General features: G+C 60.5%; 25 protein-coding genes and 2 pseudogenes. 1 reads left to right on the forward strand and 26 read right to left on the reverse strand.

The genetic code is table 11. From position 1 onward, the window contains the following. Positions 1-317: 317 nt before the first annotated feature. Positions 318-893, forward strand: a complete 576-nt coding sequence (locus tag APH33_RS18970; RefSeq protein ID WP_054886637.1) for a DUF4760 domain-containing protein — start codon at positions 318-320, stop codon at positions 891-893. Between the two features lie 84 nt (positions 894-977). Here the strand turns inward: APH33_RS18970 and APH33_RS18975 are convergent, their stop codons facing one another. The 26 genes and pseudogenes from APH33_RS18975 to APH33_RS19095 form a co-directional block, all read right to left on the reverse strand. Beyond that, on the reverse strand, positions 978-1202 hold the full coding sequence (locus tag APH33_RS18975) for a hypothetical protein (protein ID WP_054886638.1): 225 nt from the start codon (positions 1200-1202) through the stop codon (positions 978-980). Positions 1203-1518: 316 nt separating this feature from the next. After that, complete coding sequence (locus APH33_RS18985; protein ID WP_054886639.1) at positions 1519-2016, reverse strand: DUF2514 domain-containing protein; 498 nt, start codon at positions 2014-2016, stop codon at positions 1519-1521. After that, complete coding sequence (locus tag APH33_RS18990; RefSeq protein WP_054886640.1) at positions 2013-2456, reverse strand: structural protein P5; 444 nt, start codon at positions 2454-2456, stop codon at positions 2013-2015. Before APH33_RS18990 ends, APH33_RS18985 begins: the two co-directional genes overlap by 4 nt. A gap of 56 nt (positions 2457-2512) precedes the next feature. Then, positions 2513-2791, reverse strand: coding sequence for a tail fiber assembly protein (locus APH33_RS18995; protein ID WP_054886641.1), 279 nt, complete (start codon positions 2789-2791; stop codon positions 2513-2515). 341 nt (positions 2792-3132) lie between these two features. Continuing rightward, a complete protein-coding gene (locus APH33_RS19005; RefSeq protein WP_054886643.1) occupies positions 3133-4194 on the reverse strand; it encodes a pyocin knob domain-containing protein in 1062 nt (353 codons plus the stop codon). 24 nt (positions 4195-4218) lie between these two features. Further along, the gene (locus APH33_RS27235) at positions 4219-4896 is read right to left on the reverse strand and encodes a hypothetical protein (RefSeq protein ID WP_156351984.1); all 678 of its coding nucleotides are present in this window, start codon (positions 4894-4896) and stop codon (positions 4219-4221) included. After that, positions 4896-5216 (reverse strand): hypothetical protein, encoded by a 321-nt coding sequence (locus APH33_RS27240; RefSeq protein WP_156351987.1) that lies wholly within the window; start codon positions 5214-5216, stop codon positions 4896-4898. The genes APH33_RS27235 and APH33_RS27240 overlap by 1 nt, the downstream gene beginning before the upstream one ends. Further along, positions 5216-8995 (reverse strand): DUF1983 domain-containing protein, encoded by a 3780-nt coding sequence (locus APH33_RS19010; RefSeq protein ID WP_054886644.1) that lies wholly within the window; start codon positions 8993-8995, stop codon positions 5216-5218. The genes APH33_RS27240 and APH33_RS19010 overlap by 1 nt, the downstream gene beginning before the upstream one ends. A gap of 53 nt (positions 8996-9048) precedes the next feature. Then, positions 9049-9633, reverse strand: a complete 585-nt coding sequence (locus APH33_RS19015; protein WP_054886645.1) for a tail assembly protein — start codon at positions 9631-9633, stop codon at positions 9049-9051. Beyond that, on the reverse strand, positions 9630-10412 hold the full coding sequence (locus APH33_RS19020) for a C40 family peptidase (protein WP_054886646.1): 783 nt from the start codon (positions 10410-10412) through the stop codon (positions 9630-9632). Before APH33_RS19020 ends, APH33_RS19015 begins: the two co-directional genes overlap by 4 nt. Positions 10413-10414: 2 nt before the next feature. After that, on the reverse strand, positions 10415-11116 hold the full coding sequence (locus tag APH33_RS19025; protein ID WP_054886647.1) for a phage minor tail protein L: 702 nt from the start codon (positions 11114-11116) through the stop codon (positions 10415-10417). A 36-nt stretch (positions 11117-11152) separates the two neighbouring features. After that, a complete protein-coding gene (locus tag APH33_RS19030; RefSeq protein WP_054886648.1) occupies positions 11153-11500 on the reverse strand; it encodes a phage tail protein in 348 nt (115 codons plus the stop codon). Further along, positions 11500-14916, reverse strand: coding sequence for a phage tail tape measure protein (locus APH33_RS19035; protein ID WP_054886649.1), 3417 nt, complete (start codon positions 14914-14916; stop codon positions 11500-11502). The genes APH33_RS19030 and APH33_RS19035 overlap by 1 nt, the downstream gene beginning before the upstream one ends. A gap of 50 nt (positions 14917-14966) precedes the next feature. After that, on the reverse strand, positions 14967-15278 hold the full coding sequence (locus APH33_RS19040) for a hypothetical protein (RefSeq protein ID WP_054886650.1): 312 nt from the start codon (positions 15276-15278) through the stop codon (positions 14967-14969). A gap of 35 nt (positions 15279-15313) precedes the next feature. Next, on the reverse strand, positions 15314-15568 hold the full coding sequence (locus APH33_RS19045; protein ID WP_054886685.1) for a hypothetical protein: 255 nt from the start codon (positions 15566-15568) through the stop codon (positions 15314-15316). 29 nt (positions 15569-15597) lie between these two features. Then, complete coding sequence (locus tag APH33_RS19050) at positions 15598-15936, reverse strand: phage tail assembly chaperone family protein, TAC (RefSeq protein WP_054886651.1); 339 nt, start codon at positions 15934-15936, stop codon at positions 15598-15600. 9 nt (positions 15937-15945) lie between these two features. After that, positions 15946-16098 (reverse strand): annotated as a pseudogene (locus tag APH33_RS28020) (phage tail tube protein); the annotation flags it as partial. A 234-nt stretch (positions 16099-16332) separates the two neighbouring features. Next, positions 16333-16671 (reverse strand): annotated as a pseudogene (locus tag APH33_RS27735) (phage tail tube protein); the annotation flags it as partial. Positions 16672-16723: 52 nt separating this feature from the next. Next, positions 16724-17092 (reverse strand): DUF3168 domain-containing protein, encoded by a 369-nt coding sequence (locus tag APH33_RS19060; RefSeq protein WP_054886653.1) that lies wholly within the window; start codon positions 17090-17092, stop codon positions 16724-16726. 7 nt (positions 17093-17099) lie between these two features. Next, a complete protein-coding gene (locus tag APH33_RS19065) occupies positions 17100-17564 on the reverse strand; it encodes an HK97-gp10 family putative phage morphogenesis protein (RefSeq protein ID WP_054886654.1) in 465 nt (154 codons plus the stop codon). After that, entirely contained in the window at positions 17554-17895 is a 342-nt protein-coding gene (locus APH33_RS19070) for a phage head closure protein (protein WP_054886686.1), read from the reverse strand. Before APH33_RS19070 ends, APH33_RS19065 begins: the two co-directional genes overlap by 11 nt. Before the next feature lie 2 nt (positions 17896-17897). Further along, the gene (locus tag APH33_RS19075; protein ID WP_054886655.1) at positions 17898-18221 is read right to left on the reverse strand and encodes a head-tail connector protein; all 324 of its coding nucleotides are present in this window, start codon (positions 18219-18221) and stop codon (positions 17898-17900) included. Next, positions 18218-19162 (reverse strand): hypothetical protein, encoded by a 945-nt coding sequence (locus APH33_RS19080; RefSeq protein WP_054886656.1) that lies wholly within the window; start codon positions 19160-19162, stop codon positions 18218-18220. Before APH33_RS19080 ends, APH33_RS19075 begins: the two co-directional genes overlap by 4 nt. Next, entirely contained in the window at positions 19149-20516 is a 1368-nt protein-coding gene (locus APH33_RS19085) for a phage portal protein (protein WP_054886687.1), read from the reverse strand. The genes APH33_RS19080 and APH33_RS19085 overlap by 14 nt, the downstream gene beginning before the upstream one ends. Before the next feature lie 14 nt (positions 20517-20530). Further along, entirely contained in the window at positions 20531-20746 is a 216-nt protein-coding gene (locus APH33_RS19090; RefSeq protein WP_082433656.1) for a hypothetical protein, read from the reverse strand. Between the two features lie 48 nt (positions 20747-20794). Beyond that, positions 20795-22744, reverse strand: coding sequence for a phage major capsid protein (locus tag APH33_RS19095; protein ID WP_054886657.1), 1950 nt, complete (start codon positions 22742-22744; stop codon positions 20795-20797). Positions 22745-22784: the final 40 nt, after the last annotated feature.

Genomic DNA, 22784 nt, shown 5'->3' on the forward strand with positions numbered 1-22784 from the left:
CACCCCATACAAAACAAGCACTTACAGAAACCTTGTAGTGCTTTTTTTGTGCCTGGAGGGGTCGATTTGGGCTGGTAATGCCAGCTTTATGACAGCATGACCGATGACGGATTGCCGGAGCAGGTTGACAAACGTGTCAGCCGCCACCAAGATGAAATCGCGAGCGCTAGCGATGCCGCTAGGTTAACTGAAGGAGTTCTCATGAGTATGAACGTGATGACCAAGCGTGAAGAGTACGAAGGCCTGTAAAGCAGTTGCTCACCCCTCCCACAAGAATGGAGACCTGAAGGTCTCCATTTTTTTCGTCGAGATTTCACATGGATATGGTGTGTCAGACCACGCCTCAGGTGCTTGAGGCTCTGGGCTCCGAGATTTTGCGTAACGTGCTGTTGATACTTGGGTTGGCAACAGCGATTGCATCCGTGGTCACCAGTAAAATTATCGCCAGACGAAAGCAGACCGCTGACCTTATGTTCGGAAGCAGGAGCGACGAGAAGCTTAGCGAGGGCTATGAAGTCATCAGGCAGCTCCACGACGATCCAAATGGAAATATTCGGGCCGTCTTCCCGAAGAATCGCGAGGTGCCTTCTGATCCAGCTGAGGCAGCGAAACACGCGTCACAAAAGGAAAAAACTCAGAAGATCAGCTATGTACTGAACTACTGGGAGCGTATAAGTATCGGCATCGACGAAGGCATCTATTGCGAGAGGATGCTGCGCTACACGCACAACACCACGTTGATCAATCTGTACACCCAGGCCCTCCCGTTCATTGAGGCTGTGCGCGAACGATCCAGAGTGTCGAGTTATTTCGCAGATATCGAGCGCCTGGCTCTCCGCTGGAAGAGCAAGCCGCTCAAGCCTAAGAGAATCAAGCGTAACGGTATCATCTGAACCAGCTGTCTCTGCAAAAAAGTCCATGAAGCCCAGGTGAAAATCTGGGCTTTTTTGGTATCGCCTAGCCTAGGCAGAGTCACCTCAGTTGAGCTTGGGCAGTTCCCTCCCCCTAGCCTTGGTCACGACCCGCAACTGATAGTCGGATACGGCCTGGAATAACGATTCGGCGAGCAGGCGCAGGCGCTCGACTTCTTCAGCGGGTCTTCCTTCATCCTGCGCCTGGTAATAAGCACGCATGGCATCGAGAGCCTCCTTCACCAGGGGCTCTCCCGCCTCAATCATTCCGATGAAAGTGCCCTTCTCCATTTCCCCCTCCGATCAATGAGACAGCGAATTACCAGACACACTAACCTTATCCACGATCACTGCTGCTCCTCCTTGTAAGCTGGGGCGGCTATACCTATGGACGGGTCGCTCAAATTTCCCGAGAGCATCAGTCGATACTCAATAACTGCCTCATACAGCTCATCAGCCAGCAACCGCAAGCGCTCAACCTCTCGTGTAGGTGCGCCCCCGTCCTTAGCGTCTTTGTGCGCCTTGATAGCCTCAAGAGCCTCTCGCAGACGTAGTTCGCCGAACTTGGCGATTTCTCCGACAGATCGCTGCATCGCTCGCCCCCCCATCAATTGATCAGGGCATTATAGGACGCCTCACAGAGCTGGCCCGCTATTCTTGCTCGGTCATAAGCTTTCGCCAGCTCTCCCGCTCGAGCATCAGCCCGTGTGAGCAGGTCGGAGAGCACCATGGCGGCGCGGGTGGCTGCCTGGCCTCGGGCGACAGCGGCGGTATCCGCGCCGGGGCAACTGACGGTGGCGGCGAGCTTTCCAGCTTCGTCGCGCAGCCGCTGGCCAGCAGCATCGGCCCCAGCAGCACCAGCATCAGCAGTCGTTCGTTGTTCTTGGGCATGAGCTCTCGCCTCCTCTTGCGCCTGGGCGCGTCGCTGTTCTTCCTGTCGGGCGCCGCGCTCTCCGATGATCTCGGCCAGCCGGTCACCGCTATCGCGTTTTGCCGTTGCTGTTGCAGCCTCTGCTCGCTCTACTGATCGACCGTGCTGGTAGACGCCCCAGTACGAAGCCAGCAGCGCCAGCAAAACTGCCACCCTGATGGCCAAAGACGTCATACCAGCGCCCTCCGAACGCCCTCATCTATGACGGCCTGGGCGTATGGGTTACCACCGTTCTCGTGGATGATGATGCTGACCACCATGCCGCGTAGTGTGGTCGGGTCTTTTATGTTGATCGGATCAGTGGGACGCACGCCGATGCGCTTGGCCACCGCCGAGGCATAAGCCTGGGTGTCGTTCTCGTTGCTAGGGGCCCAGCGATTGATGGTCTCGAGCACGGTGTCGATGCCCTTCCCGCCCACACCAGGCATGCCGTCCTTGCCTCGGTAGTTGATAAGCAACTTGCCCAGGGCGCGGATGCCATTCTCTGCCGTGTCGAAGATGGCGAAGCGGCCGCCAGGCTCTTTGCCGATCTGGCCCTGCCAGTCGTTGCGCGGGTTGAAATCGATGTTGCCGGGGTTTCGGTTGCGTACACCCCGAGGCTGGGACTGGGTCATGGGTTTTCTCCAGGCAAAAAAATACCGCCAGGCGGCGGTCGGTGGTTTGGTGTCGGTCAGGCCGGCGGCGCGGGCCAGTCGATGTCGGCGGGGTAGCCTGGCTGATCGGGAAGACGGTTCAGTGCAACCCGAAACTTCTTCCAAGACTTGAGCATCGCCTCCTCGTTCGGGGTGGCGTCGTTAATATCGACTGCGTCCTGCAATGGGGCAATGGCCACATCGGCCAAGGCGCGCAGTCGGGCGATTTCACCTTGAACCTTGGCCAAGAGTTCTTTAGCCGCTTGTTCGGCCTTCATTTCGGCAGTGATCATTTGCGACCAGTCAATATTAATCATTCTCGTCGACCTCATTCATCGGTGGTCCATCGACGACGGGAGGCTCGCCGAACGTAGGAAGGCTTACGGGCCCCGCTGCCTCCACTATAATCGGCTTCGGATACCGCGTCTCCTCAGGTGCATACGGGCCGTGTGGGAGTCTGATTGTCAGAGACAGAACACCGTCCACTCGGTTAGCGTCGCCGGGGAACCAATCGGACAGGATAGCCTCGCGGGGCAGGGTGGCCCCCTCCAACAGAGGCGAAAAATCAAACGACTCTCCGTTTACGGTGATGACATCCCCAACGACGCTGAGAATTAAACGTTCGTTCATACGGACGGGAGAAAGAATCAACTCCATATTACCTCCATCGACCAATAGCAGTGATGTCGCACAAAAATTGTTGTGCAGAAGAAGCCCCGTTGCGTAACCTCATGGTAATAGAGCCCGTTGCCCTATTGTAAGCTCCCACGACACCATAGAAATCCCAATTCTGCGTGGGCTGACTGCTGGCTTGGATACTATATCCCGTGTCAACAAACGGCATGGGCATTGTCCAGTTCACGTCAGCAAATGCATTCGGGGCCACGCTGTTTGACGGGATTTGCCAGCTCCAACATATCTGAGTTCCATCTATAAACCTTAAATACCTGCCGTTCGTATTACCACCGTACTCCAATAGTGCCGATTGATTAGGGTCCGTAGATACGACACCGATGGCATTATCGTTTGCATTAATCCTTGTCCAAGCGCCCCAAGTGCCACCATTCTTAACCCGCCCCCAGTAACTGGAGAAGTTTAATTGCTGCCAAGTCTGTTTGGCATAGTAAGGGTCGGGACTCTGAACGTGGGTGAGGTAACCGTAATTACTGGTAGGTAGTCCCGCAGCACCCGGTTGAGTCCAGTATGAGCTTGTGATGTTGATGAGGTTAGCATTGCCGCTAAACAGCGACTCACTGCCGCCGATCCCGAAATCGTTGACACGCAGAACGCGCCCTGGTGTTGCGTCTTGTACCGACGTAGTTAATGTTGCGAAAGCCGCAGAGCCCAAATCTACCGCAGCAATGTCAGTACGCCAATCGCCCCAAGCACCAGTGCCGTTGGCGTTGAATACTCTGGTGGCTGACTTACCAGAAGTAACGTCGGTCGCCTCTTGAACGACGAATCCAGCGTTATGCACCCCGACAAAGATCATCGCGTAGGTTATTCCGGGCGGGAGATTAGCAGCGCCACCCGCGAGAGCCGCATACCATCCGGGCTGATTGGCGTCGTTGAGGTTGGTGATATTTCTGGTCATAACGCCAGTGATACCCCAATCATCTAGGGATTTGAAGTTGTTATTGCAGCGAGTAAACGCCGTGCGGGCATCGTCACCGTCAGTGCCGGTCGGCGGCGTGCCCAGTCTGATTTGATCAAGAGCCATTAGGCCTCCTCGGTAACTGCCGTGTCAGAAATAGGAAACGTCTACCAGCATCAGCGTCGGGGGCTGCATTGCCGGAGACGAGGGCGGCGGTGGCACTCCACCCCCACCAGTTGGGCGAGACGAGATGGGAAGCTCCCCCACCCCATAACTATTCGGCCCAATATTGAGGCCGTACGAGAACTGAACCCAGTAAGGCACGCCGGCCTGCGCTGCTCCGGCGCCGCGCTTCGGGTAACTCCCTATGCCAGCTGCATATGACCTTCCGTCGGCTGGATAATTTTTGACGGTTCCCGACGCCGCGCCGCGTACGATATCGGCAATCCTCATCCACTTAGCGGCAGCGTCAAAAGTCAGCATCCCGGACGAACTAAAGGTCTGAAAACCAACATTAGAAGGGGCGATCTGTTGATCCGCAAATCCGTAGATATTGATCGTGCCCTGAGCTGATACTTTGAATCGCCATGTGGTTCCTGACTTCGCCCACAACGCAATAAACATCGAGGTGCTGGACGAGAAGAACAAAGACGTAATATTCGACGGTACTGTTAGATCGAAGTAGTAGCCCACCGACACGAACGGACCAGAGTTGGCCGTGAAGGGTCCGCTGTAGGTGGTCTGAAATGCCAGCGTGGAAACCCTCACCTCAGAATCAATCTGGAATGTTCCACCTGATTCAAGATCAACTCGAAGACCGGTTGGCATTAGAAAGTCCCTGCAGAAATGTTAACTGCGCGGCGCGGCACAAGGTTGCCTGCAGTTGGGTAGGAGAAATCGACGAAGGACCAGCTCACGGTTGTTCCGCTCACAGTAACATTCGGGTATGCGTACGGCGTAGCGATCGTTAGATCTGCGGAATTATCTTCCACAAACACGAAAGGCTCGCCGCCGTCTGCAAGTGCGGGAACGCTCATCAAACCATTAGACACTCCCGACGAAAAGGTTAAATAGATTCGACCTAAGCGAGTATTGGTGTCGAGCATGATCCTGCCAGAGGCATCAAAAACTTGCAGTCCGGTCGGCATTACCAAGTCCCCATTCTGACGCGCAACACGTTGTTGATTACGATTCGAATACCGTTCCTATCCATGACGTTGTAAGTGTTGGCCATGGTCGGGTGATAGGTTGCGATAGTGCCATTGGCGAAGTTTTGCGCCATGATCGGCGTTCCCCAGTTGCTCTGCTCGGACGACTGGACATAGCCGCCAACGATCGCGTTTTGGACCGCCAGCTTGGAGATAAACGCCGAAGCAATTACTGTCTGCCCGTTCTCAATGGCAAACATGGCCTGAGGCACACCGTTGATGTTCTGCATCACGGCAAAACGGTCAGCCAGGAAGTTAACCTGCGACTGCATTCCTCCTGGCGTGTTCTCAACACCAACGCCCATGCCGGCGGAGTAGTAACGTCCGTTCGCATCGATACCCACCTTGATGCTGTACATGGCCTGCAACTTGCCGTCGGTCGTTGCGATAGCCTGAGCATTCTGCTGCACGCTTAACTTGGTACCGTTCAGCTCAGAGGCGAGCGTGCTGACCTGCTGAGTGCGTGCACCAGCCTCGTCTACTACCGCTTGGGACACGTTCTGAATCTCGCTCTCAGACTCGCCGACGCGCGCTGTGAGGGTATCAGTGGTATTGGCCAGGGCCGATACGTCATCCGTGAGCGCTTCCACGCTGCGCACCACTCGCGCCAGGTTGTTGTCGACCTGGGCCTTGACCTCAGTCACCTGCTTGGCGATCGCCATGTCAGCCTGGGCGAAAGCCGAGTAGATCGAGAACGCGCCGGCATAAGCGCCCTGCTCCCCTGCACGCCAGCTGGTTGCGCCAGCCATGCGCGGAGAAACAGCCGCCTCGACGCCGAGGATTCGGCTCGCCATCGCGGTCAGCTCGCCGTTGATCTCCTCCACGCTGGTCTCAACGCCATCAACACGTACTGCCAGCGCAGAGACCAGGTCACCCAGGGACGCATAATCGCCCAGGTACTCCCAATAAGCCGCTTCGGTCACGGGCGTGCCGGCCGGTACATCCACCTTCGCTCGGTACAGCTTGCCATCGTGCTTAACCAGGGTGCCGGCAAGGTACGGCTTGCTTGCGGCCCAGTCCTCGGCGCCAGCCAGATCGGCCAGCTGTGCAGACAGCGAATCGATCTGGCTTTGCAGGGCTTTGTCGCCGGCCTTGAAGCGCTCATTTACCGACCCGAGGCCGTCGCCGCTGATCTTCTCGATTTCCTTGAGCAGATCCTGGCCAAGCTGCGTCTCAGTGATCTTGCCAGTGATGTAGTCGAGAATTTCGTCTGCGTCTGCGCTCGATTGGCCATTGATCCAGCCCGACCATGGCCCGATGTTGCCGGTGCGGTCGACCAAGCGGCCCCGGAAGTACCTGAGCACACCGGCAGCCATCCCGCTGTGCAGGTAGCTGGAGGTCGGGTAAGCCTGCCGGCCCAAGTCCTCTGGGTTCTCTCCGCCGAACGTAGACGACATCTGCAGCTCGGTGTAGGCAGTGTCCTCCGCGCCAGCCGGGAAGCCCCACTCCAGACGAATGCCAAAGACCTCCGACTTAGTGCGCAGGAACGCCAGCGCCGGCGGTGGCGTGGTCTTGCCCGCTACGTCGGTCAGCACCGATGTGGTCGGGATAGAAGCCACATCCATCGCGTTCACGGCGCGCACGCGGGCCAGATACTGGCCGGCATACACGCCTCGCACATCAACCGAGAGCTCGCCAGTGCGCGGCACCTTTATCCAGTCACGCGAGCCCCAGCGCCATTCCACGTCATACGCGACGGCGCCGGGTGCAGCGTCCCAGCCGATGGTCATGGTGGTGACCGCAATGCCCTGGTCCACAGCCGAGTGGCTGCTGATCAGCACTCGCGCTGGCGCATCCTGCACGCCAGGCGGCAGCACACTGATTGGTCTGTCATCGATCATGGTGCCGTGGTCGATGGCGTCGAACTTGCTCGGCTCGTGCTGGATCAGTTCCAGCTGAAACCGCGTCCATTCCGGCCGGGTCACGTTCCGGACGTAGAACTGCATTAGCTTCAGGTCGTCGTAATCGATCGCCCAGGCACACTCCGGTTGCGGCGGCTCGCTGAAGTCGGCCATCGCGGTGATTTGGCGGCCCGCTACCGAGCGGATCTGCCGCATTTCAGTTTTGCCGCTTGGCAGGTTGACCAGTAGCCTGGCGCCGGTGGGCACCTCAACGTCACGGTCGACTGTCACAACACGCCCGGCGACAGCGGCGATCCGGCCGCCGTTGGCCCTGCCGGCCAGCATCGGGTCGGACAGCGCGATCACCGTGCCGGGCTTCGGGATGTACCCATCGACGCCGACATTGATCGTTGCGCCACGGGTCTGCAGTTGCTCGGTCAGCAATGCCCACTTGCCGGCGCGCTGCGCCTGGCCCCTGCTGGTGCAGCCAACGGCCTCGACAGATACGTCGCGAACCCCATACTCGGCCATGGCGTCTTCGTCGAACACCGGTTCCTTGTCGGTCTCGAAGCCCTGGTCCGGGTCGTCGAACGACACCATGGCCAGGCTGTGCCGGTCGCGCCACTTGCTTCCGGTGTACTTGATCGCGCCGTCACCGAGGATCTGCGACACGGTGTAGGTGTAGACCGGGTCCTGCGGCATGTCGGCGTTCACGGCGATCTGGTTGCCATCCCAATAGGCCAGGCCATGGAAGATTGCAGCTAGGTCCTGCAGCACGGCCCAGGCCTCGGCCTGCTTCTGCAGGTAGAGGTTGCAGGTGAAGCGCGGCTCCTGTCCGCCCTTCCCGTCCGGCACCAGTTGGTCGCACCACTGCGCGATCCGGTACAGCGACCAGCGATTGATCATGCTTGCGTCGATGCGGTCCCCGAGCCCGTAGTACGGGTGCAGCGCCAGGTCGTAGAACACCCAGGCCGGGTTGTTGGTGTAAGCCTCCTTGAACGAGCCATCCCAGATACCGCCGCTGGTACCAGCGCCGCTAGTGGCGTAGGTGCGGGTTTCCGGGTCGTAGTTCATGGGCACACGAACGATGCGACCGCGCATCAGCACGGCAATCTTCGGGAAGTCCCCGCCGAACTGCTGGGCGTCGTACTCTACGCAGCCAACAGCGGTCAGCGGGTACTCTTGATCGCTGTCGACCACCTCGGCGATCGCCTCCACGACCATAGTGTCTTGCACAAGGGAGCTGTTGGCCTCCGGCGTGATGCGGCGCGCGCGGATGGTCCAGCTGCTACCCTCCGGTAGGTCGATGCGGTGGGATCGCTCGTACTTGGTGACGTTCTTGCGGTCTACGTAGGACGCCAGCACCTGCTGGTACGGGCCTCCGTCGGTGGCCACGTCAATCGCATAGTCGATGCGCACGCCGTTGATATTGCCGCCACTGTCCTGGGCCTGCAGCACAGGCCACCCGAATCGCACGCGTGCCGCATCGATAACGGGGTTGTTGATCGAGTACACCCAGGGCGCGGTGGTGCGCAGTTCCTGCGCTACCTGGATCTCGTTGCTGGACTCGGTCACACCTTCCAGGCGGTCCTGGTGCAACTCGCCAGAGCGAAACTGCCACTTCACGCCCGGATAGTTGACCGTGCCGTCTTCGGCCACGAGCGGCGTCCCGTCGAGCTTGACCGAGCGAATCCCGTTCACCGGCCCAACGATGGGGCCCCAGCTCCACAGGTAGAGCAGGCGCGCCGTGGAGATCGACGGCACGCTGTTCGAGGCAATGCTGGGCTGCTTCTGCTTTTTGGCGCCGCCCTTGTGTCCGACGACCTGGCGCCGCTGCGCCTTAGGCATGCGCGCCCTGCGCTTCACTTCTGCGCCCATTCATTCCTCCAGAAACAAAAAACCTGCCGAAGCAGGTCAGGTAATTCAGCTGGCTACAGCTGGTCTTGTGGGTACACCCCACCAGACTCGATCGCGCCGCCGATCTCACGCTCGCCGTACAGGACGGGATAGGGGTTGCCCTGGGCGATGGTGGTGACGGCGCTGCCGAACCCGTAGCTGGGGTTGTTGCCGTCCTCGTTGCGATCCAGGCTGCCGGTCTTGGCCGTCGGCGAGAGCATCTGCACGACACCGCCCAGCGCCAGCGCAGCACCACCAGCCATCAGGGCAATACCAACACCGGAGCTCAGGCCGCCAGTGAAGACCCCGGCGACCACCAGCACGGCGCCGAGCACCACCTGGAACAGGCCGCCTTGCTTGCTGCCTTGGATGATAGGTGCGATGCGGATCTCTTCGGCATCGCTGCCCTGCAGGTCCAGCTCCTCGGGCGCCAGGTTGCGGCGGCCGGAGAACACGGTGAACACCAAGCCGCGCTCCTCCCCTGTTGCGAGAAACTTCTCGAAGCCTGGAAGCATGATGCACAGCGCCTGCACCGCGTCTCGCGGGCTTTGCACGTCGAGAAGGTATTCGCGCCCGAAGTGCTTGCGCAGCACGCCGTAGAGCTTCACGGTGCGCTTCATGGCTGGTAGTCCTTGTGCCTGAGGATCAGTCGGCAGCGGTTGGCCATCGACCAGCCGTAAATTTCGCGAGTAGAGGCCCGGCCGGCCATGTGGTGGTAGATGAACGGGCCGGACCCGCCAAGGGCTGGAGCGTCCTCGCTCACCAGCGCCGGCTCGTCACCGAGATAGATTGCAGCATGGTTCGGGTGGAAGCACGGACGGCCAGGCGATGGCACCATGAAGACCAGCATGTCGCCACGGCGCGGCTCATTGACCTGGTAGAAGCCAGCGCCCTTGAAGTTGTCCTCGTACAGGCTCGGCCCCTCGGCCTCCTCCCACCACAAGTCCTTGCGCTCGAAGTTCGGCAGCACCAGCCCGGCCTCGCGGGCATACCAGTCGCGGCATGCGCCCCAGCAGTCGAGCAGGCCATGGGAGAAATTTCTCCCCAGCAGCGGGGCGACGTAGCCGGTGGGCTTGAACCACTCCATATCCCCGCCCGGCCACGACACGATGCCCCAGGGCACTTCGTGCAACTCGCAACTGACTCTGTCGGCCATGCTGGGGCGCGGGCTCGCGTCCGGATGGCTGTGGATGATCGCCAGCAGGGTTCCGCGGTCTTCGGCCTTGGCCAGGTCTTCGTGGTGCAGCGTGAACTGGTCGCGCGGGGTCCGTGCCAGGTTGCGGCATGGCACGTACTCGCGGCCGGCCTCGGTCTTGATCAGCACGCCGCAGGCTTCCGCCGGGTGAGCGCGTTCGGCATGCTCGCGGATCGCGGCCTGCAGCTGTTGGTTGATGCGCATGGTTACCTCGAACTTGCGATCAGGCTCGCGCCCATAGAACCGCCGAATCGGCGAGTGTTTCCGCGAAGCTTGCAGCTGCTCCAACGGCCGGCGCAGCGATCGAGCGCAGGGTTGTCCGTGGGCTCGTTCTGCTTGGTGAACATCGCCGCGCCAGCGTACGCACAGGCCTCGCCACGGTACCCGTTGCGCGTGGCCCAGCGGCACAGCTTGGTGATCTGCTGGCTGGGAAGCTGCACGCCACCCAGGTCGAGCGGGCTCGACAGCTGGAACGTTACCTGCTCGCGGTCTTCCTCGGTCTTCTGCTCGATGAACCACAAGTTTTCCCGTGCCTGGTTTGCCGCATTGGGGTTGCCGTCCGGGAAGTTGGCAGCGTCCAGGAAGTGCCGGAAGGTTTCGATGACCTTCACCCGCGCACCGGCCAGATCCTTGAGCGCCAGGCACATCGCCGTGACCGCGCCGCGCACGCCGGCGATTTCGTTCGCCAGTTGCAGGGTTGGTGTGGCGGGTCGACCGTCTCCGCGAATGTCGAAGCCCTTGGCCTCGATCTGGATTGGCTCGTACAGCTGGCCCTGCCAGATAATGTCGCCTTCCTGGGCGTGGCCGTGGAAGCGCATGAGGTTGCCGCCCAGGCGGGTGGCGTCCACCTCATACAGCCGGATCTGGTTGCCCGGCTCGAGTTTCTGGATATCGGTCTCGAAAGTCATGGGGCCTCAGAAACATGAAACCCCGCACGGGCGGGGTCAATAAGGGGTGAACACCTGCTTCATGGTGAAGCTGATTTTGAATATCCCGGCGCCTTGCGGGTCCAGCTTGTAGCCGTTGACCTTGTACCGGCCTGGAGCGCCGCCAGGTGGGGTCCAGAGAAACGATTTGTAGCCTTCGTGGCGGTCGAGGAAATCGCGCATCTGGCGAAGCTCCTGCCCCTCCTCCAGGCTCCCCGTGGCCTGGTGCGACCATTCCTGCGATCTTCCGTTGATGCCAGTGCCGCCTGACTGGACGTAACCGTCCCCAAACTCGTTTTCCCAAACCCTGTGCTTGATCTCGCCAGAGGCGCCGACCCTGGTACAGAAGCTGAATGTCTCGGGCATTACCGCCTCCACATCGAGCCGCCCTGGGCGAACTCTTCGTTAACGACCTCACGGATGGTTTGCCTGAACGCCTGCCCCATCATTTCTCCTTGCCGCCGCGCGGCTTCATCGCTCATGCCCGGCTGGGCCTGGACGGTAACCGGCGCGTTGATGGTGATGCCGCCGCCCAGCCCAGCGCCCGCGCCAGCATCGTTCGCGTTGCGCAGGTATTGGGTCAGGTCCTGGTTCTGATTCGGGTTCAACACCCGCTCGCCTCCGTCGAGCAGCCAGGTGCCCTCTCGCGGGATGCTGTCGATACCGTCGTGCGCCATGCCCATCAAAGCGCTAGACGCTACGCCGGCCACCATGGGTGCTGCAGTAGCAGCGGCAGCCGCTGCGGCTGCGGGAGCCATTGCCGGACCAACGATCGGTATTGCCGCAGTAGACGCGAACGCAGCCAGGCTCGCCTGAAACGCAGTAGCCTGAGCATTGGCAACCATCGCCAGCCCTGCGGACACTTGAGTCGTCTTGCCAACCGTTAACTGCACGGCTTGATAAACAAGCCATTGCGCGGCCATGTCTGACAGGGCCTGAACGAATGACTTGGCGAAACCTGTCACCATGTCGATCAATCCGTCGCCAGCATCCTTCGAACCAGTGGCCACATCCGACATGAACGAACTGAGCTCGCTTCTGGCGCTCCCGAGAACAGAGCTCGTGGCATCAGAGGCAATGGCGGAGTAGTTTTTCGCTTCATCAGCGAAGTTCTGCCACGCATCTCGCACGCCATTGAGCCAATTGCCCTGCATCTCGTCCTGCTTCTCGTAGAAGTTACGCTGGTGCTCAAGGCGAATTGCCAGGGCATTGTCGAGCGCCTCGGTCTCCTTCTTGTAGTTCGCTTCAGCGTCTGGATCTTCAGCAAGAACCGCCTCCTTGTACTCCTTGTACATCTCGCGACGCTGCTTGTTGAAGTCCTGCTCAATAGACAGAATTTCTCGGAAGCGCTCGCGATATTTGTCTCCCTGGCCAGCGCCAGCAAGCTCCATGTCCAAGCCTTCTTTGGCTGTGCGGTTGTCCTCACCTAGGTTGAACTGGAGAGCAGCTAACTTTTTGGCATCCTGGTCCGCTTTGAGCAGCGCCTTCTTAGCGTCCAACTCTGCCGCAAGACCTTCCAGGCGCTTGCGCTGCTCGGCGTTGACCCCTTCCAACTTGCCTGCCGAGATCTCGAAGGCCAGCTTCTCAACCTCGGTTGCATTCTTGCGCTTGTCGGTAGTGGTGTTGATCAGCTCGATCTGCCGCTGATAACCCTCCTCAATGTCCTCAAAGCGCCGCCCCAGGGCCTTGCTGTCCTTGTCGCCCGCCTTCGACTCCTTCAGTGCCTTGTTCGCCTTGTCGATCGCTGCGGCGGCGTTCAGGGCCTTTTTTTCGTCGTCCGGCGAGAACTTCACCGCGCCAGCGGCGATTTGCGCTCGCAGCTTCTCGACCTCGGTCAGCTTGCCCGCGACAACTGCCTGCTTTTCGAGGTTTTTGAGGTAGGTGCTGCCCTCCTTGTCAGAAGCCAGGCGGGAGCTGTTGAGCTCCTTCTGCACCGACTGGATGGCCAGCTTGAGCGCGTCAGCCTTCTCTTTCGAGGCGTCGAGCGACGTTTCGAACGGTACATCGCTCTTGTCGTCGACTCCCTTCTGGAATCGCTCCTGCAGCTTTTCCGTTTCCTTGAGCTCAGCTTGAAGCCCCTTCAGTCGATCCTGCAGCTGGTCGTAAGACTGGGTGCTCAGGTTCTCCGGCAGCATCGACCTGGAGGCCTGGCGGATGCGCGTCGAGGCATCCTCGAAGGCGTTCGCCGCCTTGCCGGCGCCCTCTTCGGCTTTGTCGCCGAAGTCGATGAAGGACAGCGCCAGCGCGCCAACGGTCAGAATCAGGCCAGGCCATCCGGCAGCCATGCGCAATACAGCTGCTCCAGCCGTCCGCAGCGTCACGAGGGCAGCGCCCATTGTGGTAGCGGCCGAGAACCATGCTCCCATTGCTACAGTCGACGCCGTCTGGGCAACAGTAACCTGCGTGGTCGCCACGGCTAGCGCTTCTTTGGCCACCGTTTGCTGGTTGATCGCCGCGGTGACCTGGGCGGATGTTGCCAGAGTTGTGGCTGCCAGCTTTGCCTCTGCCGCTGCAAGCTGATTGGTAATTGCAACCTCAGCCAACCGCAACTCAGCCATCCTGGCCACTGCCTGCTGACGGCCAACATCAGTGATCTGAGCCTGAAGCCTCTGGGTTTCCAGCGCTTTCTCAGCAGCCAACGCCGCCTGAACAGACTGCAACCTCGAAACATCAGAGGCCAGAACCTGGCGATCGGCGCTTACCCTGGCTTTAGCGCTGGCAACAGCTCGCGCTGCGGCCTCCACATCAGCGGCAGCCCCGGCACGAACTGCCTCGGCCCTGCGGAGCTCGCCGGCAGCGGCGACCGAGGTCATGTAAGTCTGCTGTTTCGTAGCCTGGAAATCCGCCCATTTCGCAGCGCTGGAATTTACAAACCCTGTGGCCACGCGCGCCAGGGCCACATAGAGCCCAGTTTTCAGCAACTGCGTGTAGGTTTGAACGCCATTGGTGTCCCACGCTTTGGATAGCTCAAGGACTGCGCTCACGAAGGTCTTCGTCACGCCAAGCGACTCGTCAAGCGTACCAATGACCTTGATTGCGCTGTTCTCCATCACCTGGAAAGCTCCGGAGATGGTGGTCTGCGATCGCGCAAATGAATCATCGATAGCTCTGGTCTGATTCAGGATCGCGGCGAAAACATCCTTGGAAGTCAGTTTGCCTGCCTCACCCATTGAGCGAAGCGACTCGCGTGCGACACCAAGACCATCCGCAATCGCCTGGGCCAAGCCAGGGGCCTGCTCGAGGACAGAGTTCAACTCTTCCCCACGAAGCACCCCGGAAGCAAATGCCTGGCCCAGCTGTACCAACGCACCCTGGGCCGCTTCAGCAGAAATGCCGCTCGCGGACATTGCTTTACTGATGTTCTGCGTGACCTGGGCGATCTTCTCTTGACTTGCGCCAAGCTGGCCAGAAGACGCTGCGATGCGCTGGTAAAGCTCCGCAGTTGCGTCCAGGGACGACTGGGAGTTCTGCGCGATCGAGAAGACCGCCTGAGACTGCTTGGAGAAATCTTCGAAGGTCTCCGAAACCTGCTTGATTCGGTTTTGGACACCCACCCACGCCTGCGAGTACTGGACTATCTGCTGGGCGCCGAGATATGCAGCAGCTGCACCAGCAATGGCTTTGAAGGAGGACATGACGGCCGCTGAGGCCCTGTCCGCGTGACGCTCAACCTGAGCCATGCTCCGCTGAGTTGATCTGGCGGCTTGATCCATGCCCTGCTGAAAACCGCCAATCCTTGCAATCAGGTCGAGAGTCAGTGTGCCCAGGGAGCGACTCGCCATGCTTTCCTCCAGGCGAAAAAAAACCCGCCGAAGCGGGCTTTGTTAATTCCTTACTGATATGGATTCGCCATATCCGTTGTCGTGTAGCTGACTACCTTGCCGGATGAGTCGAGTATCACGCTCAGGCCTTGGCTCTTATAGTTGGTACCAGCGAAACCAACATAAGAGTAACCCCAAGACATGATCTGGGTGCCGTCAGAGTTCTTTGTCACAGCCAGTGGCTTGCCGAAGCTGGCAACTAGATCGTCGCGGGTAGTCGTTCCCTGCTGAATTGCATCCAGCTGAGCCTGGGTCACCGGCTTGCCGTAGCTCGCGCAAGCGGACAAGGCGAGCACTGCGGCCGCCGTGAATATCTTCCTCATGATTGCCTCCTGGCAAAATGAGGGAATCTACCACGTCAACGCCATTCCGCCATTGCCTGCTCTAACGAAGGCCCCGGCCGCGAGTGATGTGGCATGAAATCGTACAGATCCGCCTTGCCGCCTGAGCCACGGTTGACCTGCAGCGCAATCAAGGCGCCGGTGAGCTCGATTCGGCGCGCGAGATTAAGCGATCCGTGCTTGTCCCGATAGGCGACCCAGGCCAGCACTTCCGCGTAGGAAAGCGTGGCCTTGGCCTCGGCGATCGTACTGCCGCCGACCCCGTTCAGCACCAACTCATGCCACAGCTCGTCGGCCAGGGTCAGCTCTTTGCTGGAGGGTTGTTCACCTCGTTGACGGCATTGAGCAGGACGATACCCAGGGCCGAGTCGAGGTTGACGGCATCGTCGAACGGAAGCTCTTCGGTACCGTCCTTGCCCAACATGATCGAGGCGGCCAGGTAGCGGGCGTTCTTGAAGCGCTCGGCCTCGCCGCCAGCGAACATAGCCTCCATGACGCCGAAGGCGTGCCGGCGGACGTGCACGGTGAACTTGTCGGTGATGGGCTTGCCGTTCTTGTCGGCGTGCTTCCACTCGACCTCCTTCGGCACCAGGGCGTCGGCGATGACGCCCCCTTTCTTCTTCAGTTGCGCGAGATCCATGGTTACCCCTTATGCGGTTTTCGCGATCCAGGCGGAGCCGCCCGAGCGCTGGATGGAGACCGCGGTGCTAACCACGGCATTGGCGGCGAAGTCGAACGGGAAGTCCGCGACGTAGCCCTCGAAGACGAACCAGGTGCGCGACGGCGGCAGCACGAAGTCTTCTTCCGCGTTAATGGTGGCGGTAGCGGCGGCACCGGTACCGGAACCACCGGTAAAGGTGACGCTCGGGGTGCCGGTGTATCCAAAACCAGGGTTGGTGATGTTGATGGCCACCACCGCATCATCATCGAGAACAGCCACCGCAGTGGCGCCGCTGCCACCGCCGCCGGTAAGGGTGACCGTCGGCGCACTGGTGTAGCCGCTACCGCCGTTGCTCACGGTGATCTGATCGATGCTGCCAGCTGCAGCGACGGTCGGCACTGCGGTACCGTCGGACCAACCAACAGCCCACTTAACGGTGGTATCGCCATCGGCCTCGGACATCTGGTGCAGTCGGATGTGGCTTGCGTTCTTCGGATCGGCGTTGACGGTCAGCGAGGCCTGGCCCGGCGTACGCAGCCCAGGCTTGTAGGTTCGCTCCCTGGAGCTGAGGCAGGTGTCCTCGATCTGCTCCTTCGGGGAGCCACCAGGGTTGAAGGCGGTGGCGCACTCGACTTCCATCACGGTGCGGGGGCCGGCGCCAGTAAGCGACGGGGCCAGGGCAAACACCTGGGTACCTTGAGTCAAAACAGACATGGATATCTCCTGTCGGGCAAAAGAAAGCCCGCACTTGGCGGGCTCGGTAGGTTCAGCGGGGGACTATCCAGTCCACGTCGAAACTTCGGTGAAAGTCCTTGGTATCCGGGTCGCGGTCCGTAGCGCCCCAGCGGACGACGTAGGCGCGCGGCTCGATAGCTGCACACAGCGCCTTGGTGACGGCCAACACCGGCCCGCCAGTTGCGGCATACACGTCCAGTTGCAGGGTGAAGCTGTCGGCGTCGGGGCGGCCGGCCAAGTAGTTCTCAGGGCTGCCAGCGATCACGCTCCAGACCGCATACGGTTTGATCGGCTTTTCCGGCCCCTCACCAAAGGAGTACAGCCGGCACTCAATGCCGGCACCGAGAAGCGCAGCCACACCTGGGTCAGCCGAGCAAACGGCAAAAATTGGCGCTTCCATAGGCTCCTCACAGTGCCGCTTCGATTTCCTGGCCGAGTACCTGCACGAAGCGATCGGTTACGGCGTTGACGTTCGTGGAGAACGCTGGCCGCATGAACGGGGCCGGCGGATTGTATTGGGTGCCGAACTCCAGATATCGCCAGTGCCGGGTGTCGCCGCCAGGGTTGCCGCTGGCGTCTTGGCTGTGCTGGTTGGAACTGGCGCCACCGCGAACACCGACCTTCATCACCACGCCACCCTCGCGCCGCCCTTGGCGAGCCGATTCCTGGGTGATGATGTTCTTCCAGACTTTCTCAGCGGTTTCTGGATCATCCAGCGCCCGTGCCCGCGCCTTGGCGTCGTCCCTGACGATGTTCATTGCCTGGCGGGCGGCCTTACGCAGGGCACCGCGGCGCAGCTTCGGCGCCAGGCCGGTCATCTTTTCGGTGGCGGCCTTCAGCCCTTGCAGGCGCACAGAGATCTCATTGGCCATCCTTCGCTCCTTTAGAGACCAGTATGGTCAGGTACTCCAGCCCTGAGTTGGGATCAGCCAGAGGCGGCCCTTCAATGCTGTATGCCTCGCCCCGGTAGATTATGCGCATCGTGGACAGCACACCGGGGCGGTACCGGATCACCATGCGCGCTGTGGCCTCCGACTGCGCGGCCTGAGCGGCAACCAAGTCGCGGGCCGACAGAGGCGTCACCTGCGCCCATACCTTGGCGAATAGCTGCCAAGAAGGCTCGCCAAACTCGCCAGTGGCGGGGTCACGGGGTGTAACCTTATGTTGGATCTCGATCCGGTGCCGCAGCTTTCCTGCTTGAATGCTCATGCCAATGCCGGGTCGCGAAGGTGGTAGAGGAGCGCGGTGACCGGCCTGGGGAGCATTCCCTGCTCAAACTCACGGTCTGGGTCGCTATCGCGCTGGTTGTACAGGTAGCCGAGCATCATCTTGGTGGCCGCCTTTACTGCATAGGGGACCTTGGCGGGGATGGCCTCCCCATCCGCATCTAGGTAGGCGTCAGCAGCGGACTTGAGGTAACCCCTGACCAGATCGCTTGCTTCAAGGACCTTGTCGCGGATGTCTTCATCATCGGCGTCATCATCCACGCGAAGCTGTGATTTTGCTTGCTCCAGAGTGATGAACATCATGACGCAGATACCCCCTTGGTCAGGTCTTTGCCGTTGGTGCCGTCCTTGCCGTCGCGGCCGCGCTTCGCGGCCAAGGTCCAGCCCTTACTCCCAGCCTCGCCCGGCTTGTCGGTCGTGGGTTCGTCGCAGTGCCATAGGCTGCCGCCCCAGGTGACCGTATCGCCTGGCACGTAGTCGCCAGGAGCGAAAACGCCGCGATAAATCATCACTGGCAGCTGTAGCGCCTTGCGCACCTGAGAGCCGCTGGACAGCGTTAGAGCCACGTCCAGACCGCGCTCGCCGCTCTGCTCGATCTCGACCCGCGCCAGTCCTTCCACGATGCACTCCCAGCCTTTCAGACCCTGTGTTCGTTCGAAGGCGCGCCACAGTCCGCCGGCGTGCGTCGCGAAAGTTCCGCGAACGTGGGATCTCTCCAGGTCGATTTCGGGAAGTATTTCGAGTTGAAGCGCATCGCGGCCCGGCTCGCCGTCCTTTGGCAGCTCCAGCCCGGCCATAGCCTTGGCCAGTTCTTCGGCGATCAGCGGACGCAGATCCTCGGCCGTCACGCTCACGCCAGGTTCTGCCGGCGGCAACGCGGCGACCGCTTCCTGGACAGCATCCCGGATCATCGGTGCCACGTCCTCGACCGTCACTGATTCGCCATTCTTTGGCACGGGTATCTTGGCCACTTCATCCGCGACGGCCTGGCGCATAACTTCGGGATCGGCGTCCTTACCATTCTCAGGTGTTGGAACAAGCTTTGCTGCCTGCGCGGCGATCACCTCGACATCAGGCGAAGGGATTTCTTTGACTGCCTCAGCTAGTTCATTGCGAAGGCCGGCGTCACGCTCATCCAGGTCCTTGCGGAGGTCCCCCCGAAATGCAGCAAGCGCTTTGTCAACGAGCCCCTTCAGAACCGGCGCCAGTACCTTTGCTTGTGCCTCAAGCTCACGCAAATTCAAGGTTCAACTCCTTCTCAACAAGCAGCGCGAATACTCGCGCCTGGTCGTCCAGTTCGTCGGTGGTGGGCTCGGAAGGACCAGATGGTTCCGGTATTGCCGGCGTGACGGGAGCAGTAGAAAACTGGTCAGGCTGCGCGTCGCGCCTGGCGATCGCTGCTAGGCTGTAGTTTTGCTGCTGAATCATTGGCGAGTCGCCACCTTCCACAGGGGGCAACCCTGCACGCCGGCGGGCCTCGTTCGGTTTCATCCACGCACCACTGACCGCCTCGTTATTAGCCTTGTAGAGGGACGCCGTGTCCATGCGAAGCAGACCGTCTAGGTCGAACTCGGTCCCATACTGCGAAGGCAGCTCCAATCCCTCGTCCAAGCACAACTCAAGCGCCTCAATCAATGACTGGAGACAGGTCGAGTAATACTCCAGGTTGAGTACTTCGGCGTTGTTATGGGTTGGCTGCGGCCCTACTCCAACTTTGTAGCCAGGTACATGGAAAACAGAGCAGACGATTTCCGCTGACCATTTCAATTGCTCAATGAGCTGCGAATCGGCTGCCGACATCGCCATGCCTTCGTATTTCAATCCGTCGCCCAGGACAGCGACTTTGCCGGCGCTCTGCCCGGAATATTCGCTATCCCAGTGCGCTTTGAGGCGCTTGGCAGTTTCTTCGCTGATCGCTCCCGGAGCGGTGAGCACGCCACCTGGCTTCGAGCCGTTCTGGAAGAACTTCGCAGAGTTGTTCTGGATCGCATTGCCCTGCATCGCTGCCAGACCACAGGCGTAGATAGGCGAGATGCCAACCAGTGGGTGAAAGAGGCAGTTCATGCGGTCATGGATAATCTCGCTGGCCGGCACTACCACGCCCTCCTGCAGCGTGGACAGGTTGTCTGCCTTGAGGTCGTAGAAGATGCTGCCGTCATCACCAACCAGCGGCGTGACGCGCCGAGGATCAAGGATGTAGAGCTTCGTCACGACGCCTCGCGCATCGCGTAGTTTCAGCGCGTAGGCATTCCCGTTTGTGAGCTTCGATGTCACCCAAGACTCATAGAACTGGATACGGTTCTGAAAATGGTTGGGCTTGCGAAGCACTGGAGAGAATGACGAGCTTGTCGTCTCCTCCCACACTTTGTCCTTCGTGAACTCAACCAGCTTGACCCGCAGCTTTGCGATATCCGATGCGATCAGCGTTATGCAGGAGAACACAGCCGAAAACGCCAGGACCGTATCCTGATCAACCTCTACGTTTTGCTGCCATGCCCCCGCGAAGGACTCGCGGATCACGCCTAGCCAGCCGCCACGATTGTCAGCGGGTCGCAAGGCCTTTTGCTCAGTCCGAGCTCCCCAGTTGAACAGTTTCATCGCGGCTCCACCTGTCATTCGGCCTTCATGTCGCGGCGCTTGTAGGTGCGCTTCGCGGGGGTTGGCGATCCCTTCTGTTCCTGCTCAGATGGGGCTTCAGCGTCATCGTCAAGCCGAGCATTGCTGATCGCCCTCAGCAGCCTGACATCGCGATCACGGGCCTCAAATGCATCACCAGGGAGCAGCTGCTGCCCGGCGTAGCGGAATTCTTTCAGAGCAACCATTTGCATTGGGACTTCCCTCCAGGAAGGGCCGGGAGCTACCCCGGCCCTGATGGATCAGGACTCGTAGTTGGCCGAGTCGATGTAGCCCACTGCCTGCAGGCGGCGGCGCTTCCAGTTGATGAAGCGCTCAGCGCGCAGGGCCACCATGTTGTTCTGCCACAGACTGACCAACTCAGTGGCGCCAGCAGCGGGCGCGCTATCCATCTGCAGGGAGGCCTCACGGCTCACGTCAATGGTCACGCCACCATCGTCAGCCAGCAGGATCTCCGATGCCTTGGCCAGGATGAGCCGCTGGCCAGCGCCGGTAAGCGGGCTGCCCGACCCAGGGTTGGCCGGAACGCTTTCCGACACGATTACCGGCAGGCCCATAAAGGTGCCGCCGTTCATGTCGATGCCAGGGAACTCGGCCTGGCCCAGTGCGTTGGTCATCATGCCGATGGTCAGCGCCATGGTCGGGGTCATGATCCAAACCGCGCCAGCCGGGGTCATGTTGGCAGCCAGGAAGGCGGCAAACAGTCGCTTCACATCCGCTTTCAAAGCGTCAGCGGTGGTGCCGCTGGCAACGATCGGCGTTACGCCGTTGGTGATCGATGCCGGGGACACCTCGGCCACTTCTGCGATCGCCGGGTCGACGAAGGCCACGTCGAGGAACTGCGCCATCGATGCGGTGAGGTCCGCCTGGACCAAGGCCTCAGCGCTCGGGTTGCTGAAGCGCACCAGCTCATCGGTCAGCACCACGATACCGGCAGCCTTGGTGAAGCGCAGGGTGGTGGTGTCGAAAGCCAGGGCGGAAACCGGCTTAGGCTTGCCCTCGCCCACCCAGTTCACGCTGGAACCAGAGGTCTGGCCGGACATCTTGATATTGAACGGTACGCGGCGCAGGCCCTGGATCTTGCCGATGATGGTCTGTGGACGCAGCAGCTCAATGAACTCGCTGGCCATGGTCTGGTACTCGACCAGAGGCGCTGCCCAGGCCGGGTCGGTGGTGGTGCCAGCGGCAACAGCGGCCTTCAGAACGGTCACCACCTCAGGGGTGGATTCCTCCCAGCCTTTAGCGACCTCTACCGCTTGCATCAGGTTGCCCTTCGAGCGCGCCAGCGCGATGGCATAGCGGGTGAAGGAGGTGCCCTTGGGCAGAGTCCGTTCGACGCGGATTACGGCGTTGTCACGAACTTCGTGACCTTTCGAAACGCTGTTCACGCGACCAGGCTCGACCGGCTTTGCATTCGAGGCAATGGACTTCTCCAGGCCGCGCAGGCGCCCCAGGTGGCCGTCGATGGACTTCAGCTCACCCTCAATGGTGTCGTACTCCTCCGATTCGGAGGCGTCCAGGGTGCGACCTTCTTCGGCGGCCTTGGCCATGATTTCTTCGAGGCGGGCAGCCTTCGCGGATCGGGTGCTCTCGAAGGATTTGATTTGTTCCTGAATGTTCATATCGCCCTCCTCGGGCTTCGCAGATTTTGTAATAGGTGCCGAAGCGCCGGCAGGGGTGATGCGCACGACAGGGAGCGCGCTATTGCCAGTCGCGGCGCGCAGCTCTCGGTCGATGGATTTGATGGTTTGGATGCTGGCACCAGCGTTTGCTGGAACGGTCACGGCGGAAAGCTCCAGCCACTCCCATTTGAGGAAGCGGCGGCCCCAGCTGCCGTCGATGTTGGCCGATTCGATCGGCGAAAACCCGATAGACAGGCCTCGAACCAGCTTGGCTTTGATCGACTGCCAGGCCTCATCGAGGCGATCCTTCAATGTGCCGGGCTCGTCGACCTTGGCCAACTCCACCGTCACTTCAATTCCCGCGTCCGTCACGGTGGCCTTGGTCACCTGTCCTACCGGCTGATCGTGGTTGTGCTGCCACAGGAAGGGGATCGGCAACTTGAATTGCGCGCCCTTTGGCTCAACAACATCGTCCATACGGTCAGGCGAGGGCGTGGTGGCGATCCCGGTGATCACCCGCGCGTCATGGTCCACCGCCTTGATCTCAAGGAGGCTGTAGGCTCGGTTCATTGGTTACCCCAGAAATGCAAAAGCCCGCACTTGGCGGGCC

The sequence above is a fragment of the Pseudomonas sp. NBRC 111130 genome (assembly GCF_001320485.1).
Taxonomy (GTDB): Bacteria; Pseudomonadota; Gammaproteobacteria; order Pseudomonadales; family Pseudomonadaceae; genus Aquipseudomonas; species Aquipseudomonas vlassakiae.

Excerpts from the sequence above, each read along its gene's own strand:
- APH33_RS18970 (WP_054886637.1), top strand. The coding sequence starts at position 318 with ATGGATATGGTGTGTCAGACCACGCCTCAGGTGCTTGAGGCTCTGGGC.
- APH33_RS18975 (WP_054886638.1), bottom strand. The coding sequence starts at position 1,202 with ATGGAGAAGGGCACTTTCATCGGAATGATTGAGGCGGGAGAGCCCCTG.
- APH33_RS18985 (WP_054886639.1), bottom strand. The coding sequence starts at position 2,016 with ATGACGTCTTTGGCCATCAGGGTGGCAGTTTTGCTGGCGCTGCTGGCT.
- APH33_RS18990 (WP_054886640.1), bottom strand. The coding sequence starts at position 2,456 with ATGACCCAGTCCCAGCCTCGGGGTGTACGCAACCGAAACCCCGGCAAC.
- APH33_RS18995 (WP_054886641.1), bottom strand. The coding sequence starts at position 2,791 with ATGATTAATATTGACTGGTCGCAAATGATCACTGCCGAAATGAAGGCC.
- APH33_RS19005 (WP_054886643.1), bottom strand. The coding sequence starts at position 4,194 with ATGGCTCTTGATCAAATCAGACTGGGCACGCCGCCGACCGGCACTGAC.
- APH33_RS27235 (WP_156351984.1), bottom strand. The coding sequence starts at position 4,896 with ATGCCAACCGGTCTTCGAGTTGATCTTGAATCAGGTGGAACATTCCAG.
- APH33_RS27240 (WP_156351987.1), bottom strand. The coding sequence starts at position 5,216 with ATGCCGACCGGACTGCAAGTTTTTGATGCCTCTGGCAGGATCATGCTC.
- APH33_RS19010 (WP_054886644.1), bottom strand. The coding sequence starts at position 8,995 with ATGGGCGCAGAAGTGAAGCGCAGGGCGCGCATGCCTAAGGCGCAGCGG.
- APH33_RS19015 (WP_054886645.1), bottom strand. The coding sequence starts at position 9,633 with ATGAAGCGCACCGTGAAGCTCTACGGCGTGCTGCGCAAGCACTTCGGG.
- APH33_RS19020 (WP_054886646.1), bottom strand. The coding sequence starts at position 10,412 with ATGCGCATCAACCAACAGCTGCAGGCCGCGATCCGCGAGCATGCCGAA.
- APH33_RS19025 (WP_054886647.1), bottom strand. The coding sequence starts at position 11,116 with ATGACTTTCGAGACCGATATCCAGAAACTCGAGCCGGGCAACCAGATC.
- APH33_RS19030 (WP_054886648.1), bottom strand. The coding sequence starts at position 11,500 with ATGCCCGAGACATTCAGCTTCTGTACCAGGGTCGGCGCCTCTGGCGAG.
- APH33_RS19035 (WP_054886649.1), bottom strand. The coding sequence starts at position 14,916 with ATGGCGAGTCGCTCCCTGGGCACACTGACTCTCGACCTGATTGCAAGG.
- APH33_RS19040 (WP_054886650.1), bottom strand. The coding sequence starts at position 15,278 with ATGAGGAAGATATTCACGGCGGCCGCAGTGCTCGCCTTGTCCGCTTGC.
- APH33_RS19050 (WP_054886651.1), bottom strand. The coding sequence starts at position 15,936 with ATGGATCTCGCGCAACTGAAGAAGAAAGGGGGCGTCATCGCCGACGCC.
- APH33_RS19060 (WP_054886653.1), bottom strand. The coding sequence starts at position 17,092 with ATGGAAGCGCCAATTTTTGCCGTTTGCTCGGCTGACCCAGGTGTGGCT.
- APH33_RS19065 (WP_054886654.1), bottom strand. The coding sequence starts at position 17,564 with ATGGCCAATGAGATCTCTGTGCGCCTGCAAGGGCTGAAGGCCGCCACC.
- APH33_RS19075 (WP_054886655.1), bottom strand. The coding sequence starts at position 18,221 with ATGATGTTCATCACTCTGGAGCAAGCAAAATCACAGCTTCGCGTGGAT.
- APH33_RS19085 (WP_054886687.1), bottom strand. The coding sequence starts at position 20,516 with ATGAAACTGTTCAACTGGGGAGCTCGGACTGAGCAAAAGGCCTTGCGA.
- APH33_RS19090 (WP_082433656.1), bottom strand. The coding sequence starts at position 20,746 with ATGCAAATGGTTGCTCTGAAAGAATTCCGCTACGCCGGGCAGCAGCTG.
- APH33_RS19095 (WP_054886657.1), bottom strand. The coding sequence starts at position 22,744 with ATGAACCGAGCCTACAGCCTCCTTGAGATCAAGGCGGTGGACCATGAC.